Annotated in this window: 20 protein-coding genes; 10 read left to right on the forward strand and 10 right to left on the reverse strand. The window is 71.0% G+C overall.

The window, feature by feature from the left end; all coding sequences use genetic code 11:
- Positions 1-1,605 (reverse strand): carboxyl transferase domain-containing protein, encoded by a 1,605-nt coding sequence (locus HQM25_RS09460; RefSeq protein ID WP_172990003.1) that lies wholly within the window; start codon positions 1,603-1,605, stop codon positions 1-3.
- 104 nt (positions 1,606-1,709) lie between these two features.
- On the opposite strand from HQM25_RS09460, the gene HQM25_RS09465 reads away from it, so the two are divergent.
- The gene (locus HQM25_RS09465; RefSeq protein ID WP_172990004.1) at positions 1,710-2,318 is read left to right on the forward strand and encodes a TetR/AcrR family transcriptional regulator; all 609 of its coding nucleotides are present in this window, start codon (positions 1,710-1,712) and stop codon (positions 2,316-2,318) included.
- Positions 2,319-2,358: 40 nt separating this feature from the next.
- Here HQM25_RS09465 and HQM25_RS09470 read toward each other — a convergent pair whose 3' ends face one another.
- The 3 genes from HQM25_RS09470 to pdhA are packed head-to-tail and all read right to left on the reverse strand — an operon-like array spanning position 2,359 to position 5,935.
- On the reverse strand, positions 2,359-3,801 hold the full coding sequence (locus HQM25_RS09470; protein WP_172990005.1) for a dihydrolipoamide acetyltransferase family protein: 1,443 nt from the start codon (positions 3,799-3,801) through the stop codon (positions 2,359-2,361).
- Positions 3,798-4,808: an alpha-ketoacid dehydrogenase subunit beta gene (locus tag HQM25_RS09475; protein ID WP_172990006.1), complete on the reverse strand. Its 1,011-nt coding sequence runs from the start codon at positions 4,806-4,808 to the stop codon at positions 3,798-3,800. The genes HQM25_RS09470 and HQM25_RS09475 overlap by 4 nt, the downstream gene beginning before the upstream one ends.
- Entirely contained in the window at positions 4,805-5,935 is a 1,131-nt protein-coding gene (gene pdhA / locus HQM25_RS09480; RefSeq protein ID WP_172990007.1) for a pyruvate dehydrogenase (acetyl-transferring) E1 component subunit alpha, read from the reverse strand. The genes HQM25_RS09475 and pdhA overlap by 4 nt, the downstream gene beginning before the upstream one ends.
- 165 nt (positions 5,936-6,100) lie before the next feature.
- Here pdhA and HQM25_RS09485 point away from each other — a divergent pair, with 165 nt between their 5' ends.
- Positions 6,101-6,574 carry an Lrp/AsnC family transcriptional regulator gene (locus HQM25_RS09485; protein WP_172990008.1) on the forward strand — a complete coding sequence of 158 codons (474 nt, stop codon included), beginning with the start codon at positions 6,101-6,103 and terminating at the stop codon, positions 6,572-6,574.
- On the opposite strand, the gene HQM25_RS09490 is transcribed toward HQM25_RS09485, so the two are convergent.
- Complete coding sequence (locus tag HQM25_RS09490; protein WP_172990009.1) at positions 6,529-7,518, reverse strand: DMT family transporter; 990 nt, start codon at positions 7,516-7,518, stop codon at positions 6,529-6,531. The genes HQM25_RS09485 and HQM25_RS09490 overlap by 46 nt on opposite strands.
- Before the next feature lie 73 nt (positions 7,519-7,591).
- Here HQM25_RS09490 and HQM25_RS09495 point away from each other — a divergent pair, with 73 nt between their 5' ends.
- Positions 7,592-8,146 (forward strand): CGNR zinc finger domain-containing protein, encoded by a 555-nt coding sequence (locus HQM25_RS09495; RefSeq protein WP_172990010.1) that lies wholly within the window; start codon positions 7,592-7,594, stop codon positions 8,144-8,146.
- On the opposite strand, the gene HQM25_RS09500 is transcribed toward HQM25_RS09495, so the two are convergent.
- On the reverse strand, positions 8,106-9,005 hold the full coding sequence (locus HQM25_RS09500; RefSeq protein ID WP_172990011.1) for an alpha/beta fold hydrolase: 900 nt from the start codon (positions 9,003-9,005) through the stop codon (positions 8,106-8,108). The two genes, HQM25_RS09495 and HQM25_RS09500, sit on opposite strands and share 41 nt — an antisense overlap.
- 70 nt (positions 9,006-9,075) lie before the next feature.
- Between HQM25_RS09500 and HQM25_RS09505 the strand changes: the two genes are divergently transcribed.
- The gene (locus HQM25_RS09505) at positions 9,076-9,807 is read left to right on the forward strand and encodes a 3'-5' exonuclease (protein ID WP_254359244.1); all 732 of its coding nucleotides are present in this window, start codon (positions 9,076-9,078) and stop codon (positions 9,805-9,807) included.
- Positions 9,808-9,875: 68 nt separating this feature from the next.
- Here the strand turns inward: HQM25_RS09505 and HQM25_RS09510 are convergent, their stop codons facing one another.
- The 3 genes from HQM25_RS09510 to glgA form a co-directional block, all read right to left on the reverse strand.
- The gene (locus HQM25_RS09510) at positions 9,876-10,133 is read right to left on the reverse strand and encodes a type B 50S ribosomal protein L31 (RefSeq protein WP_067246295.1); all 258 of its coding nucleotides are present in this window, start codon (positions 10,131-10,133) and stop codon (positions 9,876-9,878) included.
- A gap of 111 nt (positions 10,134-10,244) precedes the next feature.
- Complete coding sequence (locus tag HQM25_RS09515; RefSeq protein WP_172990013.1) at positions 10,245-11,030, reverse strand: ABC transporter ATP-binding protein; 786 nt, start codon at positions 11,028-11,030, stop codon at positions 10,245-10,247.
- Between the two features lie 10 nt (positions 11,031-11,040).
- Positions 11,041-12,234 carry a glycogen synthase gene (gene glgA, locus HQM25_RS09520; protein ID WP_172990014.1) on the reverse strand — a complete coding sequence of 398 codons (1,194 nt, stop codon included), beginning with the start codon at positions 12,232-12,234 and terminating at the stop codon, positions 11,041-11,043.
- Between the two features lie 47 nt (positions 12,235-12,281).
- On the opposite strand from glgA, the gene glgC reads away from it, so the two are divergent.
- From glgC to HQM25_RS09535, 3 genes are read left to right on the forward strand one after another with little or no spacing between them, the layout of a single operon-like run.
- A complete protein-coding gene (glgC, locus tag HQM25_RS09525) occupies positions 12,282-13,526 on the forward strand; it encodes a glucose-1-phosphate adenylyltransferase (RefSeq protein ID WP_172990015.1) in 1,245 nt (414 codons plus the stop codon).
- Positions 13,527-13,570: 44 nt separating this feature from the next.
- Complete coding sequence (gene serB, locus HQM25_RS09530) at positions 13,571-14,212, forward strand: phosphoserine phosphatase SerB (protein WP_172990016.1); 642 nt, start codon at positions 13,571-13,573, stop codon at positions 14,210-14,212.
- Positions 14,213-14,253: 41 nt separating this feature from the next.
- Entirely contained in the window at positions 14,254-14,961 is a 708-nt protein-coding gene (locus HQM25_RS09535; protein WP_172990017.1) for an alpha/beta fold hydrolase, read from the forward strand.
- A gap of 24 nt (positions 14,962-14,985) precedes the next feature.
- On the opposite strand, the gene fabG is transcribed toward HQM25_RS09535, so the two are convergent.
- The gene (gene fabG / locus HQM25_RS09540; protein ID WP_172990018.1) at positions 14,986-15,696 is read right to left on the reverse strand and encodes a 3-oxoacyl-ACP reductase FabG; all 711 of its coding nucleotides are present in this window, start codon (positions 15,694-15,696) and stop codon (positions 14,986-14,988) included.
- 112 nt (positions 15,697-15,808) lie between these two features.
- Between fabG and HQM25_RS17820 the strand changes: the two genes are divergently transcribed.
- The 3 genes from HQM25_RS17820 (at position 15,809) to HQM25_RS09555 (ending at position 16,967) form a co-directional block, all read left to right on the forward strand.
- Positions 15,809-16,270 (forward strand): DUF4190 domain-containing protein, encoded by a 462-nt coding sequence (locus tag HQM25_RS17820; RefSeq protein ID WP_254359247.1) that lies wholly within the window; start codon positions 15,809-15,811, stop codon positions 16,268-16,270.
- 71 nt (positions 16,271-16,341) lie between these two features.
- On the forward strand, positions 16,342-16,737 hold the full coding sequence (locus tag HQM25_RS09550; protein ID WP_172990019.1) for a DUF3099 domain-containing protein: 396 nt from the start codon (positions 16,342-16,344) through the stop codon (positions 16,735-16,737).
- Positions 16,734-16,967 carry a hypothetical protein gene (locus HQM25_RS09555; RefSeq protein ID WP_172990020.1) on the forward strand — a complete coding sequence of 78 codons (234 nt, stop codon included), beginning with the start codon at positions 16,734-16,736 and terminating at the stop codon, positions 16,965-16,967. Before HQM25_RS09550 ends, HQM25_RS09555 begins: the two co-directional genes overlap by 4 nt.
- Positions 16,968-16,981 lie beyond the last annotated feature (14 nt).

Here is a 16,981-nt window from a genome sequence, read left to right on the forward strand (position 1 = left end):
TCACATCCGGAAGACGCCGAAGCGGGGTTCGGGCAGGGGGGTGCGGGAGACGACGTCGAGGGCGAGCCCGAGCAGATCCCGGGTGTCGGCCGGATCGATCACGCCGTCGTCCCACAGGCGGGCGGTGGCGTAGTACGGGCTGCCCTGCTCGTCGTAGCGCGCGCGGATGCCGTCCTCGAAAGCGGCCCGGTCGGCGGCAACCCATTCCTCGCCCCGGCCGGCGAGCTGGTCGGCCTTCACCGTGGAGAGCACCGACGCCGCCTGCGGCCCGCCCATCACCGAGATGCGGCTGGCGGGCCAGGTCCACAGGAACCGCGGCGAGTACGCACGCCCGCACATCGAGTAGTTTCCGGCGCCGAACGACCCGCCGATGACGACGGTGAGCTTGGGCACGCGGGTGGTGGCCACGGCGGTCACCATCTTCGCGCCGTCCTTCGCGATGCCGCCGGCCTCGGCGTCGCGGCCGACCATGAAGCCGGAGATGTTCTGGAGGAACAGCAGGGGGATGCCGCGCTGGTCGCACAGCTCGATGAAGTGGGCGCCTTTCTGGGCGGACTCGCTGAACAGCACGCCGTTGTTGGCCACGATGCCCACGGGGTGGCCGTGGATCCGGGCGAACCCGGTGACGAGCGTGTCGCCGTACTCGCGCTTGAACTCGTGCAGGGCGCTGTCGTCGACCAGTCGCGCGATCACCTCGCGCACGTCGTAGGGCTGGTTCACATCGACCGGCACGGCGCCGTACAGATCGCGCGGATCGACGGCGGGCGGCGACGAGGCGACGACCTCCCACGCGGGTTCGGCCGGCGGCGGAAGCGTCGCGACGATGTCCCGCACGATCTCCAGGGCGTGCTCGTCGTCTTCGGCGAGGTGGTCGACCACCCCCGAGCGGCGGGCGTGGAGCTCTCCCCCGCCGAGCTCCTCCGCCGTGACCACTTCGCCGATCGCCGCCTTCACCAGCGGCGGGCCGCCGAGGAAGATGGTGCCCTGGTTGCGCACGATCACGGTCTCATCGCTCATCGCGGGCACGTACGCGCCGCCGGCGGTGCACGATCCGAGCACCGCCGCGATCTGCGGGACGCCGTCGGCGGAAAGTCGGGCCTGGTTGTAGAAGATGCGGCCGAAGTGGTCGCGGTCGGGGAAGACCTCGTCCTGCATCGGCAGGAACGCGCCGCCGGAGTCGACCAGGTAGACGCACGGCAGTCGGTTCTCGAGCGCGATCTCCTGGGCGCGCAGGTGTTTTTTCACCGTCATCGGGAAGTAGGTGCCGCCCTTGACGGTCGGATCGTTGCACACGACCATCACGTGCCGGCCGTGGACGAGCCCGATGCCGGCGATCACACCCGCCGCCGGCGCTTCCCCGTCGTAGAGTCCGTCCGCCGCCAGCGGCGCCACCTCGACGAAGGGACTGCCCTCGTCGAGCAGCCGCGCCACCCGATCCCGTGGCAGGAGCTTGCCGCGGGCGACGTGGCGCTCGCGGGACGCGGCGGGCCCGCCGAGGGATGCCGCGGCGAGCCGCTCACGCAGATCGGCGGCCAGGGCCGCCTGGGCCTCGCGGGCGCGGGCGAAGGCGTCGTCGTGCGACAGCGCGGTCTGCAGCGTGCTCATGAGATCTCCGTCGACGTCACGATCGGATCACGCCGGTTGTCGCGGCGGGATCGCTCCGGTTAGTGTTCACTAACTGAGAGTCAGGTTAGCGAGGATTAACTGAAATGACAACAGGGGCGACCGAACGCGACCGCGCGAAAGCGGATCGACACGCGGCGATTCTGCGGGAAGCCGCCCGCCTGTTCGCCGAGCGCGGCTTCAGCGGGGTGAGCCTGGAAGACCTCGGCTCCGCCGTCGGCGTCTCGGGCCCGGCGCTGTACCGTCATTTCGCCAACAAGCAGGCGCTGCTGAGCTCCCTGCTGATCGAGGTGAGCAGACGCCTGCGGGACGGCGGCCGCGAGGTCGCCTCGTCGTCGCCCGACGCGCTGTCGCGACTGCGCGCGCTCGTGGACTTCCACGTCGACTTCGCCCTGCATCAGGCCGATGTGATCCGCGTGCAGGACCGCGACCTGGCGAGCCTCGCATCGGACTCCGCCCACGAAGTGCGCCGCCTCCAGCGGGAGTACGTCGAGGTCTGGATCGGGGTGCTGGCCGATCTCCACCCCGACCGCACTGCGGGCGACTTGCGCGTGCGCGCGCACGCGTGCTTCGGGCTCATCAACTCCACGCCCCACGTGCTGCACGCCCATCGAGGCGCGACCCGGCCCGCCGTCTCCGACGTCGAAGCGCGCCGCATCCTCGCCGACATGGCGCTCGCCGCGCTGCGCGCCTGACCGGTCGGCCGCACCGGCCGGTCAGGCGCGCACGCGCCGGTCAGCGCATCAGCATGGCGCGACCCGGCTCGCGCAGCACATCCGCGACGTCGACGAGGAACCGCGCCCCCTGCTCCCCGTCGACGAGGCGGTGGTCGAACGACAGCGCGAGGGTCGTGACCTCGCGCAGCGCGATCTCCCCGCGGTGCTCCCACGGCTGACGGCGCACCGCGCCCAGGGCGAGGATGCCTGCTTCACCGGGGTTGAGGATGGGCGTGCCCGCATCGACGCCGAACACTCCCACGTTCGTGAGGGAGAACGTTCCGCCGCGCATGTCGGCGGGGGCGGTGCGGCCCGATCGCGCCGTCTCGGCCAGTTCGCGGATCGCGTCGGCCAGCTCCACCAGCGTCAGCTCCTGGGCGTCGCGGATGTTCGGGACGACCAGGCCGCGCCCGGTCGCCGCGGCGATCCCCAGGTTGACGTAGTGGTGCGCGACGATCTCCCCGGCCTCCTCGTCCCACCGCGAGTTCAGCTCCGGGGTGCGAGAGAGGGCGAGGCACACCGCCTTGGCCGCGACGGCGAGGATGCCGATGCGATGGTCCTGCAGCGCGCGGTCGGCCTTGAACGAGGCGAGCAGCTCGGTCGTGGCGGTGACATCGACCGTGAGGAAGGTGGTCACGTGGGGCGCGGTGAAGGCGCTGCGCACCATCGCGTCGGCGGTCGCGCGCCGCACGCCGCGGATCGGCGTGCGGGTGGTGCGGTCGGCGCCCGTCGATACGGCGGCAGGCGCCGGCGCCGTGGTGGGGGTCGCCGACGGCGGAGCGGGCGCCGCGGCCACATGCTCGGCGTACGCTTCGACGTCGGCGCGCGTGATGACGCCATCCGCCCCGGTGGCCTCGACGAGGGCGAGATCGACCCCGAGCTTCTTGGCGAGCATGCGCACCGGCGGCGTCGAGCGCGGGCGCTCGAGCACCCGTTCGCCCGCCGTGTCCAGCGGCCGCACCGCATCGTGGGGCGCGGCCTCCAGCACCGCGGTGTCGGCGCTCGCCCCGCCGCCCGCACTCACGCGGGCGCGGCGCCGAGGTCGCGCGGCGCTGCGGGGCGCGGCGCCGTAGCCGACGAGATTCGGCCCTCCAGCCTCGTCGGCGGCATTGGCGGAGGACTCCGCCGGGTCGCCGTCGTCGACCGAGGCGGCGGCATCCGGAGCGGCCGAGGTGGGCTCCGCAGCGGCCGGCGCGGTGGGCGCGGCATCCGCCTCATCGTCGCCGGCGATGGCGAACGCGATGATCACCGAGCCGACTTCGATGACATCGCCCGCGGCGGCGTGCAGCCGCGCCACCGTCCCCGCGAACGGCGACGGAAGCTCGACCACCGCCTTGGCGGTCTCCACCTCGGCGATGGTCTGGTTGAGGGCGACCTCGTCGCCCTCGGCGACCAGCCACTGCACGAGCTCCGCCTCCGGGAGCCCCTCGCCGAGATCGGGCAGACGGAACTCCTGCATCACAGCTCCACCCCCGTCATGCTGTTCGGCCGGTCGAGCACGCGGTCGACCGCATCGAGGATCCGATCCAGGTCGGGCAGATGGTGCTTCTCGAGCTTGGCGGGCGGGTACGGGATGTCGTGGCCGGTGACGCGCACGGGGGCGGCCTCCAGGTGGTTGAAGCAGCGTTCGGTGACGCTCGCGATGAGCTCCGCACCCACCCCCGCCTCGCGGGCGGCCTCGTGGGTGACCACGACGCGCCCGGTCTTTCGGACCGATGCGGTGACCGTGCGGTAGTCGACGGGTGAGATCGACCGCAGGTCGATCACCTCGATCGAGACGCCGTCGTCCTCGGCGGCGGTGGCGGCATCCATCGCCGTCGCCACCTGCGATCCGTAGGTGAGCAGCGTGACGTCGCTGCCGGGGCGCGCGACACGGGCCACGCCCATGGGCGCGGCGTCGGCGAGGTCGGCGTCCAGGTCGACCTCGCCCTTCTGGTGGTACAGCCGCTTGGGCTCGAAGTAGACCACCGGGTCGTCGCACGCGATCGCCTGACGCAGCATCACGTAGGCGTCCTGCGGGTTCGAGACGGCGACCACGCGCAGACCCGACGTGTGCACGAAGTACGCCTCGGGCGACTCGGAGTGGTGCTCGGCGGCGCCCACTCCCCCCGCCCACGGGATGCGGATCGTGATCGGCATCTTCACGTTGCCGCGGGTGCGGTAGTGGAGCTTGGCGACCTGGCACACGATCTGGTCGAAGGCCGGGTACACGAAGCCGTCGAACTGGATCTCCACGACGGGGCGGTAGCCGCGGAACGCGAGACCGACCGCAGTGCCCATGATGCCGGCCTCCGCCAGCGGCGTGTCGATGACCCGCTGCGCGCCGTACGCGTCGAGCAGGCCGTCGGTGATGCGGAAGACGCCGCCGAGCTTGCCGATGTCCTCGCCCATCACGAGCACCTTCGGGTCGTCGGCCATCGCGCGGTGCAGGCCCGCGCCAATGGCCTTGGCCATGGTGAGCTGCGTCATCGTGCCGCCTCCTCGGTCTCGAAGCCGGCGAGGTAGCGCGAGAACCATTCGCGCTGCTCCTCGAGGCCGGTGTGCGGCTCCTCGTACACGTGATCGAGCACGCCGATGGGCGCGCGGGAGGTCGCCCCCATGGCGGCGGCGCGCACCTCGGCCGCGAGGGTGTCCGCCTGGGCGGCGACCTCACGGGCGAACTCGTCGTCGAAGCCGCCCTCGGCGCGCAGCACCGCTTCGATGCGGGCGATCGGATCGCGCCGGCGCCAGCGCTCGACCTCCTCCTTGTCGCGATAGCGCGTCGGGTCGTCCGACGTGGTGTGCGGGCCGATGCGGTAGGTCACCGCCTCGAGGAACACCGGCCCCTCGCCGCGCCGGGCGTGGTCGACCGCCCACCGCATGGCCGCGAGACAGGCAAGGGCGTCATTGCCGTCGACGCGCAGGCTCGGGATGCCGAATCCCGGCGCGCGACCGGCGATCGGGAACTTCGCCTGCACCGTCACCGGCTCCGAGATCGCCCACTGGTTGTTGGTGCACACGAACACGACCGGAGCGCGGAACGACGAGGCGAACACCATGGCCTCGTTGACATCGCCCTGACTGGAGGCACCGTCGCCGAAGTAGGCCGCGGCGACCTGATCGGTCCCGTCGCGCTGGATGCCCATCGCGTAGCCGACGGCGTGCAGCGACTGGGCGCCGATGATGATCTGCGGCGTCGCGGTGTTGATGTCGTAGGGGTTGTAGGTCGAGTGCTCTTCGCCGCGCCACGCCAGCACGAAGTCTGCGGGCTTCGCGCCGCGCACGAAGTTGACGCCGATCTCGCGGTAGCTCGGGAACACGAAGTCGTCGCGGCGGAAGGCGCGCGCGGTGCCCACCTGCACGGCCTCCTGTCCCAGGCACGGCGCCCAGAGGCCGAGCTGGCCCTGGCGCTGCAGTGCGACGCCCTCGGTGTCGATGCGCCGCACGAGCATCATGTCGCGATACAGGTCACGCAGGCCGGCGGCGTCGACATCGGCCACCCACCGCTCGAGGTCGGGGTCGGAGACGCGCTCGCCTCCGGGGGTCAGCAGCCGCGCGACGTCATCGATGTCGGTCGCCGGTTCGGCTGTCGGAGTCAGGGTGTGCGTCATCGTCATCCCTCTCGTCTCGGCCGCCTTCGTGGGGGGCCGTCGTAGGTCACCCGGCGTCGTCGCCGGACACTGCCGACGATACGTCGGGCGCGCACCTAGCTCAAGCTTGTGCGTGGTGTTTGAGCATGTTGCGTATCATCGGGCCTCGAAGCAGTGCTATCGTTTCGCAGTATGAGCGCAATGGATCACGTGGACCTCGAGCTTCTCGCGGCCCTCTCGGCCGATCCCCGTGCGACGGTCGTCGCCCTCGCCGAGCGCCTGGGCCTGTCCCGCAACACGGTGCAGGCGCGCATGGCCCGCCTCGACCGCGCAGGCGTGTTCCTGTCGTATGAGCGGGCGATCTCCTCGGCCTCGCTCGGGTTCCCGATCGAGGCCTTCATCAACGTGATCGTGCGTCAGGCAGACCTGCCCCGCATCACCGCGGAGATGCTGCGCGTGCCCGAGATCGTGCAGGCGCACGGACTGAGCGGCCAGGTGGATCTCCTCGTGCGGGTGGCATGCCGCGATACGCAGCACCTCTTCGACACCGATGCCCGCATCCTCGCGATCGAGGGCGTCGAGCGCACCGAGACGTCGCTGGCGATGGGCGAGGTGATCCCCTACCGCGTCGCTCCGCTGATGGAGCTCGCGCGACGGGACTCGTAGCGCACGTCGTCGACCTTGATCAGCACCACCCCGGCGAGGATCAGCGCACCGCCCACGAACTGCATAGCGACGGGCACCTCGCCCAGGAACACCCACGCGAACCCGAGGGCGAACAGCACCTCCGACAGCCCGACGAACGAGGCCACCCGCGACCCGACACGGGGCACGGCCATGACCCCGAGCGCATAGCCGAGGGTCGTCCCGATCGCCGCGACCCACAGCAGCGGCATCCACCAGGGCACCGTCACGCCGGCGAGCACCACCTCCACCGCCGGTGCGCGGAACGGCATCACACCGGTGAGGCACAGGCCCGCCATCACCGCGGCACCCAGCAGCAGACCGCCTGCGGCCAGCGCCAAGGGCGGCAGGTCGTCACCCGTGCGCTCGGCGATCACGAAGTATGCGCACACGCACACCGCCGCCCCCAGGGCGAACACCGTGCCCAGCAGCTCGAACGACGCGCCGCCGATGTCGACCACCATGACCAGTCCCGTGATCGCGACGACCGACCCCCAGAGCACGAGCGACGAAGGCCGCCGTTTCGTGCGCAGCCACACGAAGGCGACCAGCATCACCGGCGCGAGGTACTGGATGAGCAGGGCCACGGCCACCGGCATCCGCTGCATCGCCGAGAAGAACAGGAGCTGGCAGCCGAGCACGGGCATGAGCCCGAAGCCCACGAACATGCGCCAGTGCGCCCGCAGCAGGCCCGGGTTCGCGCGCATCGCGCGGATGAGAGCGGGCGACAGGACCAGGCCCGCGACCCCCATGCGCACCAGCAGCGCCGCCCCCAGCGACCAGCCTGCCTCCAGGAGCGGCTTGACGAACGGCCCGCTGGAGGAGAACGCGAAGGCGGAGGCCACGGCGAGCACGAGCCCGCTCGTGCGCAGCCGCGCGGGGGCGGGTGCGAGGATCACCGGGATGGGAGCGGTGGGAGCGGTCATGCGCGAGTCCGACTGTCAGGAGTGAAGCGTGATTACACTGGTGACAGTATCGATGCGGATGTCAGGAGTCAATATGGTTTTCATCCATGACACGAAGCGGACGCTCATGATGGTCGTCGACCTCGTCAACACCCTGCCGGGATTCGATGGCGACGACACGCTCACCTCGCTCGCCGACCTGGACCGATTCCTCGCGGCCAACCCCTACTCGGGAACCTTGCGCAAGGACGCCGCAGCCCTCGCCGCGGTCCGGGAGGTGAGGGCGCGGCTGGCCGCCCTGTGGCAGGTCGACCGGGACGGCGCCGTGCCGTTGGTCAACGCGATGCTCGCCGACGGCGAGGCACTCCCCCGGCTCGTGATCCACGACGAGTACGACTGGCACATCCACGCGACCTCCGACGAGTCTCCGCTGGCGACGCGCATCATGGTGGAGGCGGCGATGGCCTTCATCGATGTCATCCGCGCCGACGAGTACGGGCGCGTGCGCACGTGCGACGCCGACGACTGCGACGCCGTCTACGTCGACTACTCGAAGAACGGCTCGAAGCGGTACTGCGACACCGGCAACTGCGGCAACCGCATGAACGTCAACGCGTACCGGCGTCGGAAGGCGCGAGAAAGCGCGTGATCGCCTCGGCCGCGGCGGCCGGCGTCTCGTAGTGGATCAGGTGGCCGACGTCGGGGATCTCGACCAGCTGCGCGGACGGGAACATCGCGGCCAGGGCGCGCTCGGCCTCGATCGGCGTGATGTCGTCCTTCTGGGCCGCCACGAGCAGGGTCGGCTGAGCGATGCGCGGGGCGAACGCGCGCACGTCGTGCGACACCGACGCCAGGAAGGCGTCGTGCAGCACATCGCGGTCGGCGAAGCGCGAGAAGTAGGTGTCGTGCTGATCGTGGATGAAGCGCCGCAGCGCGGCATCCTTCGTCTTGGCCATCGACTCGCTCATGACCCGCACGATCAGACCGTTGCGCAGCAGCGCGTCGCCGAGCGCGCGCGGCAGCCGGGCACCGGCCCAGTAGTAGAAGACGGCGAGGCGCGTGAGGATGCCCCGGGGACCCTGCAGCGCCGGTGCTCCGATCGGGTTCACGAGGATCACGCGCGGCGTCTCGAGCGCGCCGGCGACCGCGGCTGCCACGACGATCGATCCGAACGAGTGGCCGAGGATGACGGCCCCGGGAGCGACCGCGGCGACGAAGGAGGTGAGCCACTGGGCGTAGGTCGTCAGATCGTGGGTACGGCCGGGCAGCGGCGCTGTCTCGCCGAAGCCCGGGAGATCGGGTGAGACCACCCGCACGTGCGGCAGATGCGCGACCACCGGTTCGAGACCGTGGTGCTCGCCGCGGAATCCGTGCACCGCGACCACCGTGACCTGGGCATCGAGAGGGCCGTACACCCAGTACGCGGTCGTGCCGCCGAGCACGGGCACCTCGTGCCGCTGCACGGGGATGGCGTCCAGGAGCGTCGCGTAGGGATGGGATGCGGCCACCCGTCGAGTCTACGAGCCCCGGCGGTGCGCCTCGGCGGCGATGTCGGCGGTATCGCATACCGTGAGCGGCATGGACCAGAGCACGGCGGAGCCGCTCCCCCTGTTCGCGACCCCCGACTGGGTGCGCGTCGTGGGCGTGTTCGACCTCGAGACCACCGGTGTCGACGTCACCCGAGACCGCGTGGTCACCGCGCACGTCGGCCTGCTCGATGCGACCGGGCGGGCGATCCGCTCACAGGACTGGCTGGCCGATCCCGGCGTGGAGATCCCCGCGGGCGCGACGGCCGTACACGGCATCACGACGACCCGGGCGCGCGCAGAAGGCCGCCCGGCGCGGGAGGTGGTGGAACAGGTCGTGCACGCGCTGCGCGGTCTGCTCGATGCCGGCATCCCGGTCGTCGCCTACAACGCCCCGTACGACTTCTCGCTGCTCAAGCACGAGGCGGTGCGGCACGGCATCCCGCCGATCATCGATCCGTTCCCGGTGATCGATCCGCTCGTGGTCGACAAGCGCTACGACCGCTACCGGCGCGGCAAGCGCACCCTCGACGTCGTCGCGGCCCACTACGCCGTGCGACTCGACGCGGCGCACGAGGCCTCCGCCGACGCCGTGGCCGCCGGTCGCGTCGCCCAGGCGCTCGCCGAGCGCTATGCGCCGTGGCTGCCGGAGAGCGCGCGCGAACTCCACACGCAGCAGGTGGCCTGGGCGCGCGCGCAGGCCGCCAGCCTCACCGAGTACTTCGTGCGGATCGGGCGCATCGATCCCGATGACGAGGTCGACGGGCGCTGGCCGATCCGCTGACGGGCGCCGCCCTCCGGTCGCCACAACGCAGAAAAGCCCCGCCGGAGCGGGGCTTTTCCGGGATGGGGTTACTTGCTGGAACCACCGAAGTTCTTGAAGCGCTGGTTGAACTTCTCGACACGACCGGCCGAGTCCATGATGCGCTGCTTGCCCGTGTAGAACGGGTGCGAGGCCGACGAGATCTCGACGTCGATGACGGGGTACTCGACGCCGTCGAGCTCGATCGTCTTGTCGCTGGTCACCGTCGAACGGGTGAGGAAGGTCTCGCCCGAGCCGAGGTCGCGGAAAACGACCGCCTGGTAGTCGGGGTGGATGTCAGTCTTCATGGGAGTCCTTTGAATGTGGTGCCCTGGATTTTGCCAGGGCGGACAAAGCCTGTGGTGCGATCGCACCAAAGAGCCATCTTACCAGGCTCGGGTCCGATCCCGGAATCGGGCTCAGGATGCCGCGCGGGCGGCGTAGCGGCCCTCGTCGTGCGTCAGCACGATCGGCACGCCGAAGGTCTCGGTGAGGGCCTCTGCGGTGAGGGTCTCGGCGATCGGCCCGGCCGCCACCACGGCGCCGTCGCGCAGGAGCAGGACATGCGTGAAGCCGACGGGGATCTCCTCCACGTGGTGGGTGACCATGATCATCGCCGGAGTCGAGGGAGCTTTCGCGTACCCGCCGAGCAGGATGAGCAGCTCTTCCCGTGCGCCGAGATCGAGGCTCGCGGTGGGCTCGTCGAGGAGCAGGAGCTCGGGATCGGTCATGACCGCGCGGGCGATCTGCACGCGCTTCTGCTCGCCGTCGCTGAGGGTTCCGAAGGTGCGGTCGGCGAGGTGGTCGAGGTGCCACTCGGCCAGCACGCGCAGCGCGCGGCGCTCGTCGATGTCCTCGTAGTCCTCGCGCCAGCGCCCGAGAACCGAGTATGCGGCGGTGAGCACGACATCGAGCACCGTCTCCTCCGGTGGCACGCGGCGCGCCATGGCGCTGGAGGCGAAGCCGATGCGCGGGCGCAGCTCGAACACGTCGGTGCGGCCGAGGCGCTCGCCCAGGATCGTGACCGCGCCGGAGGTCGGGTGCAGCAGCGTGTCGGCGAGCTGGAGGACGGTCGTCTTGCCCGCGCCGTTGGGACCGAGGATCACCCAGCGCTGGTCGTCGTCGACCGACCAGTCGAGGTGGTCGACGATGTCTCTGGCGTTGCGGCGGACGACGACGTCGGAGAAATCGAGCACCTGAGGCATGTGCTCCAGCCTATCGGCCGGAGGCGACCACCTCCGCGTACAGCGCCGCGGTCTGCTCCGCGATCCGCCCCCAGCTGAACTCCTCGGCGGCGCGGGCGCGCCCAGCCTCGCCGTAGACGCGCGCGCGGTCGGGATCGGACACGACCTCGGTGAGCACGCGGGCCAGATCCGCCACGAACCGGTCGGGATCGATCGGGGTGCCGGTGCCGTCCTGCACCTGCTCGATCGGCACGAGCCGGCCGGTCACGCCGTCGGCGACGACTTCGGGGATGCCGCCGGTCGCGGTGCCGACCACGGCCGCGCCGCAGGCCATCGCCTCGAGGTTCACGATCCCGAGCGGCTCGTAGACGGAGGGGCACACGAAGGTCGTCGCCGCGGTCAGCACGGCGCACAGCTCGTGGCGCGGCAGCACGCGGTCGATCCAGACCACGCCGTCGCGCGTGCGCTGGAGTCCCTCCACGAGCGCGGTCACCTCCGCCATGATCTGCGGCGTGTCGGGGGCTCCGGCGCACAGGACCAGCTGCACGTCGGCCGGGAGCTGCTCGGCGGCCCGGAGCAGGTACGGCAGCCCCTTCTGGCGCGTGATGCGTCCCACGAACACGACCGAGGGTCGCGCGGGGTCGATGCCGAGCTCCGCCAGGAACGCATCATCGGCGACGGGCTTCCACTGCTCGGTGTCGATGCCGTTGTAGATGACGCGCACCTTCGCGGCATCCAGGGCGGGGTAGCTGCGCAGGATGTCCGCGCGCATGCCCTCGCTGACGGCGACGACGGCCGCGGCCGATTCGTAGGCGGTGCGCTCGATGTAGCTGGACACCGCGTAGCCGCCGCCGAGCTGCTCCGCCTTCCACGGTCGCAGCGGCTCGAGGCTGTGCGCGGTGACGATGTGCGGGATGCCGTGCAGCAGCGACGCGAGGTGGCCGGCGAAGTTCGCGTACCAGGTGTGGCTGTGCACGACATCGGCGCCGGCGATGTCGGAGACGATCGCCAGATCGGTGCCGAGCGTCTGCACCGCGGCGTTCGCGGCGGCCAGTTCCGCCGGCACGCCGTAGGCGGTCGTGCCCTCCTCGTCGCGGGGCGCGCCGAAGGCGCGCACCTGCACGTCGAGGCTCTCGCGCAGCGCCTTGACGAGTTCGGCGACGTGCACACCCGCGCCGCCGTAGATCTCCGGCGGGTATTCCTTCGTGACGATGTCGACGCGCATGTCTCGAACGCTAGTACAGGTGCCGAGATGCGTCATAGTGTGGTGCCATGCCTGCAGCGCCGAAGGTCTTCGGAATCATCCTCGCCGGCGGCGAGGGCAAGCGCCTCATGCCGCTCACCGCGGACAGGGCCAAGCCCGCCGTCCCGTTCGGGGGTCAGTATCGCCTGATCGACTTCGCCATCTCGAACCTCGTGAACTCGGGACTGCGACAGATCGTGGTGCTGACCCAGTACAAGTCGCACAGCCTCGACCGACACATCTCCCAGACGTGGCGCATGTCGCCCATGCTGGGCTCGTACGTCACCTCGGTGCCCGCCCAGCAGCGCCTCGGCAAGCGCTGGTTCTCCGGCTCGGCGGATGCGATCCTGCAGAGCCTCAACCTGATCAACGACGAGCGTCCCGACATCGTCGTGGTCATCGGCGCGGACCACGTGTACCGGATGGATTTCCGGCAGATGCTCGACGCCCACGTCGAGTCGGGGGCGCGCGCGACCGTGGCGGGCATCCGCCAGCCGCTCAGCCTGGCCAATCAGTTCGGCGTCATCGACGTCGAAGACGACGACCCGACGCGAATCCGGGAGTTCCTGGAGAAGCCGCAGAACGCCACCGGGCTGGCCGACGCGCCCAACGAGGTGCTCGCCTCGATGGGCAACTACATCTTCGATACCGATGCCCTCATCGAGGCCGTCGAGGCCGATGGCGAGCTGCCCACGTCCAACCACGACATGGGCGGCGACATCATCCCCTACTTCGTCGGCCGCGGCGAAGCCGGCGTGTACGACATGAAGCGCAACGACGTGCCCGGCTCGAGCGATCGCGACCGCTACTACTGGCGCGACGTGGGAACGATCGACTCGTTCTTCGACGCCCACCGGGATCTCATCTCGACCCTGCCGATCTTCAACCTGTACAACACGACGTGGCCGATCCACTCGCAGGCTGTCAACTCTCCGCCGGCGAAGTTCGTGCGGGACTCGGTGGGCCGGATCGGCAACGCGATCGACTCGATCGTGTCGCTCGGATCGGTTCTGTCGGGAACCCACATCGAGCGCAGCGTGGTCGGCCCGTGGACGCTGGCCGGCGGCGGATCCACGATCACCGACTCCGTGCTGTTCGACCACGTGCACGTCGGCGCGGGCGCGCGCATCCACCGGGCCATCCTCGACAAGAACGTCGTCCTCGCCGACGGCGCGACCGTCGGGGTGGACCGCGAGAAGGATCTCTCGCGCGGCTTCACCGTGACCGACTCGGGCATCACCGTCGTCGGCAAGGGCGTGCGCGTCGAACGGTGACGGGCCGCGTCGGGGCGGCCCGACCGCGCCGGTAGCGTAGGGGCATGCCCCTCGCGCCCGCACGGTTCCTGGTCGTCTTCGACGCCGATTCGACACTGATCCGCAACGAGGTGATCGAACTCATCGCCGACGAGGCCGGCCGCGGTGCGGAGGTGGCCGCGGCGACCGAGGCCGCGATGCGCGGGGAGGTCGATTTCGCGACCAGCCTGCGCTCGCGCGTGGCGGCGCTGCGCGGCATCCCGACGGCGGCCTTCGCCCGCGTGATCGACCGCATCCAGCCGACGCCGGGCGTGCGGGAGCTCATCGCGGCGATCCACGAGCGCGGCGGCGCCGCCGGGGTCGTCTCGGGCGGGTTCCACGAGGTGCTCGACACGGTCGCACCCGACCTGGGCGTCGACGTGTGGCGCGCGAATCGTCTGTCCGTCGCCGATGCGGCGCTGTCGGGCGCGGTGGACGGGGAGATCGTGGATGCCGAGGCCAAAGCCACGGCGCTGACGGAGTGGGCCGCCGACGCCGGCGTGCCCCTCTCGCGCACGATCGCGATCGGCGACGGCGCGAACGACCTGCGCATGATGGCCCGCGCCGGCCTCGGCGTGGCCTTCAACGCCAAGCCCGCGGTGCGCGCTCAGGCGGACATCGTGGTCGGACCGGTGGATCTGCGCGAGGTCATCCCGTTCCTCCCGTGAGCCCGGCCCGCGATGTCGGTCGTACCGCGTAGCGTCGCGGTATGGACATCATCCTCATCCCCGGCCTGTGGCTCGACGCGGACTCGTGGCAGGAGGTGGCCACCGTGCTCGAGGAGGCGGGGCACCGCCCCCTCCCCCTGACCATGCCCGGGGTGGGGGTGCCGGGCACGGACTGCGCGGAGATCGGCATGGCCGACTGGGTGCGAGCGGCTGTCGAGGTGATCGACGCACTCGGCGATCCCGTCGCGCTGGTCGGGCACAGCGGCGGCGGCAACGTCGCCTACGGCGCGCTCGACGCGCGCGTCGGGCGGGTGAGCCGCATCGTGTTCCTCGACACGTTCCCGCCCCAGGACGGCGGGACGATCTGGGAGTTCCCGATCGTCGACGGCGTGATCCCGTTCCCGGGGTGGGACTTCTTCGAGGAGGGCGAGACCGCCGACCTCGACGCGGCGACCCGCGATCGCGCGGCAGCCGCCGCCCGGAGCGTTCCCCCGCGCGTTCCCACCGATCCACTCGTGCTGACCGACCCGCGTCGCCGGTCGGTGCCGGCCACCATGATCACCGGCACAGTGCCCGCCGCCGAGATCCGCGAGTACGTCGCCGCGGCACCGGACTGGGCGGCCGAGCTCGCCGCGCTGGAAGACCTCCAGATCGTCCAGCTCAACGAGGAGGGCGAACCGACCGGCCACTGGCCGCAGTTCTCCCAGCCGGCGAAGGTGGCCGATGCCATCCTCGCGGCGCTTCGGTGACAGCCGGCCCCGAGGCGTCGGGGCTCAGTGCCCCATTCCGAGTCCGCCGTCCACCGGGATGACCGCGCCGGAGATGTAGGCGGCCTCGTCCGAGGCGATCCAGGTCACCACTCCGGCGACCTCGTCCGCGGTGGCGAAGCGCCCCGCCGGGATGTTCTTCTTGTACTCCGCCTGCGTGTCCTCGGGAAGGGCGGCGGTCATGTCCGTCTCGATGAATCCGGGCGCGACCACGTTCGCGGTGATGCCGCGCCCGCCGAGTTCCCGCGTGAGCGAGCGGGCGAAGCCGACCAGCGCGCTCTTCGACGCGGCGTAGTTCACCTGCCCGGCCGACCCGTACAGGCCGACGACGCTCGAGATCAGCACGACACGACCGAAGCGCGCCCGGAGCATGCCCTTGGAGGCCCGCTTGACGACGCGGAACGCGCCGCCGAGGTTGGTGGCGACGACACTGTCGAAGTCGTCCTCGGTCATGCGCAGCAGGAGCGTGTCCTTGGTGATGCCGGCGTTCGCGACGACGATCTCGACCGGGCCGAGCGCGTTCTCCACCTCGGTGAACGCCGCGTCGACCGCTGCGGCGTCCGTGACGTCCGCGCGCACGGTGAGCGTGCCTTCGGGGCCTTCGCCCGAGCGGGCGGTCACGGCCACGCGGTGCCCCTCCGCCACGAAGCGCTCGGCGATCGCGCGGCCGATGCCGCGGTTTCCGCCGGTGACGAGGACGACGCGTGGGCTGGACATGGCTGCTCCCGGATGAGGACGAGGACGGATCCGCACCAGCCTAGCGGCGCACGTTTGACACTCCGCATCCGCGCTGGAACAGTGGAGGGCGCACCCGCGAGAAAGGCCTGCCGTGAGCGACCCGCAGCCCCCGCAGTACGGCACTCCGCCCGCCCAGCCGTACGGAACGCCGCAGCCCCACTACGGCACCCCGACACCGCCGTACGACGACGCCCAGCCGACGCAGCCGTACGGGACGCAGCCGTACGGGACGCAGCCGTATCCGCCCGCGTGGGGCGCCCCGGCTCCCGGGTACATGTTGCCGCCCAAGACGAACGCCCTGGCGATCGTGTCGTTCGTGGCATCCCTCGTGGGCATGACGCTCATCCCCTTCCTCGGCTCGATCGTCGGCGTGATCACCGGCCACATGGCGCTGTCGCAGCTCAAGACCTCGGCGGAGCAGGGCCGCGGACTCGCTCTCGCCGGCACGATCATCGGCTGGGTCGGCGTGGGCTTCTCCCTGCTCGTGCTCGTCGCGCTGTTCGCCTTCATCCCGTTCCTGTTCAGCGTCGCCCAGGTCGGCTCCCTCGCCTGAGGCGCCGTTCGTGCCTCCGGAGACACGTTCGTGCCTCCCGAAGCGCCCATGCGGCGTACTCTGGAAGCACCGTGAAAAGCTCCCACCACGCCCAGTCGGCGACGTCTCTGCCGCGATCCCCTCGCGACGAGGCCGGCGCGCGCTCGCGGCGCTATCTGATCATGATGGGCGTGCGCATCGTGTGCTTCGTGCTCATGGTGCTCATCACCCCGTACGGCTGGTACACGTGGGTGCTCGGGGCGGCGGCGATCTTCCTCCCCTACATCGCGGTGGTCTCGGCCAACGTCGGCGACAACGTGCGCTCGGTCGGCCCGGAGAACCCGGAGCGGGCGCTCCCCGCGGCGGCCGACGCCGCGCCCGACGAGGCTCATGTCGGCGGCGCCGACGATCGTGTCATCCGCATCGACGAGACTCGCCCCCACGAGACGTTCCCCGACGAGACCCGCCCCGACGGCGATCCGCGATGAGCGGCGGCGATCACGGCGAGCCGCAGTGCTCGCGCGCAGGATGCCGCGCCCGGGCGCACTGGCGCGTGGAGTGGCGCAACCCCAAGATCCACACGGCCGATCGGGTGAAGGTGTGGACCGCGTGCGACGAGCACCGCGAGTACCTCCGTGAGTTCCTCGCCGCGCGCAGCTTCCCCGTGCGCGTCGTACCGATGGATGCCGCATCCGGCGTGGAGGGCGTGACGAGGTGAGCGGGCGCAGTGTG

This window comes from Microbacterium hominis (assembly GCF_013282805.1).
In the GTDB taxonomy this organism is placed as follows: Bacteria; Actinomycetota; Actinomycetes; order Actinomycetales; family Microbacteriaceae; genus Microbacterium; species Microbacterium hominis_B.

Bases quoted from the DNA above. Each gene is read 5' to 3' on its own strand.
- HQM25_RS09535 (WP_172990017.1), top strand. From the start codon at position 14,254: ATGGACATCATCCTCATCCCCGGCCTGTGGCTCGACGCGGACTCGTGG.
- HQM25_RS09505 (WP_254359244.1), top strand. From the start codon at position 9,076: ATGGACCAGAGCACGGCGGAGCCGCTCCCCCTGTTCGCGACCCCCGAC.
- HQM25_RS09515 (WP_172990013.1), bottom strand. From the start codon at position 11,030: ATGCCTCAGGTGCTCGATTTCTCCGACGTCGTCGTCCGCCGCAACGCC.
- HQM25_RS09555 (WP_172990020.1), top strand. From the start codon at position 16,734: ATGAGCGGCGGCGATCACGGCGAGCCGCAGTGCTCGCGCGCAGGATGC.
- HQM25_RS09510 (WP_067246295.1), bottom strand. From the start codon at position 10,133: ATGAAGACTGACATCCACCCCGACTACCAGGCGGTCGTTTTCCGCGAC.
- HQM25_RS09460 (WP_172990003.1), bottom strand. From the start codon at position 1,605: ATGAGCACGCTGCAGACCGCGCTGTCGCACGACGACGCCTTCGCCCGC.
- pdhA (WP_172990007.1), bottom strand. From the start codon at position 5,935: ATGACGATGACGCACACCCTGACTCCGACAGCCGAACCGGCGACCGAC.
- fabG (WP_172990018.1), bottom strand. From the start codon at position 15,696: ATGTCCAGCCCACGCGTCGTCCTCGTCACCGGCGGAAACCGCGGCATC.
- glgC (WP_172990015.1), top strand. From the start codon at position 12,282: ATGCCTGCAGCGCCGAAGGTCTTCGGAATCATCCTCGCCGGCGGCGAG.
- HQM25_RS09465 (WP_172990004.1), top strand. From the start codon at position 1,710: ATGACAACAGGGGCGACCGAACGCGACCGCGCGAAAGCGGATCGACAC.
- HQM25_RS09490 (WP_172990009.1), bottom strand. From the start codon at position 7,518: ATGACCGCTCCCACCGCTCCCATCCCGGTGATCCTCGCACCCGCCCCC.
- HQM25_RS09475 (WP_172990006.1), bottom strand. From the start codon at position 4,808: ATGACGCAGCTCACCATGGCCAAGGCCATTGGCGCGGGCCTGCACCGC.
- HQM25_RS09485 (WP_172990008.1), top strand. From the start codon at position 6,101: ATGAGCGCAATGGATCACGTGGACCTCGAGCTTCTCGCGGCCCTCTCG.
- glgA (WP_172990014.1), bottom strand. From the start codon at position 12,234: ATGCGCGTCGACATCGTCACGAAGGAATACCCGCCGGAGATCTACGGC.
- serB (WP_172990016.1), top strand. From the start codon at position 13,571: ATGCCCCTCGCGCCCGCACGGTTCCTGGTCGTCTTCGACGCCGATTCG.
- HQM25_RS09495 (WP_172990010.1), top strand. From the start codon at position 7,592: ATGGTTTTCATCCATGACACGAAGCGGACGCTCATGATGGTCGTCGAC.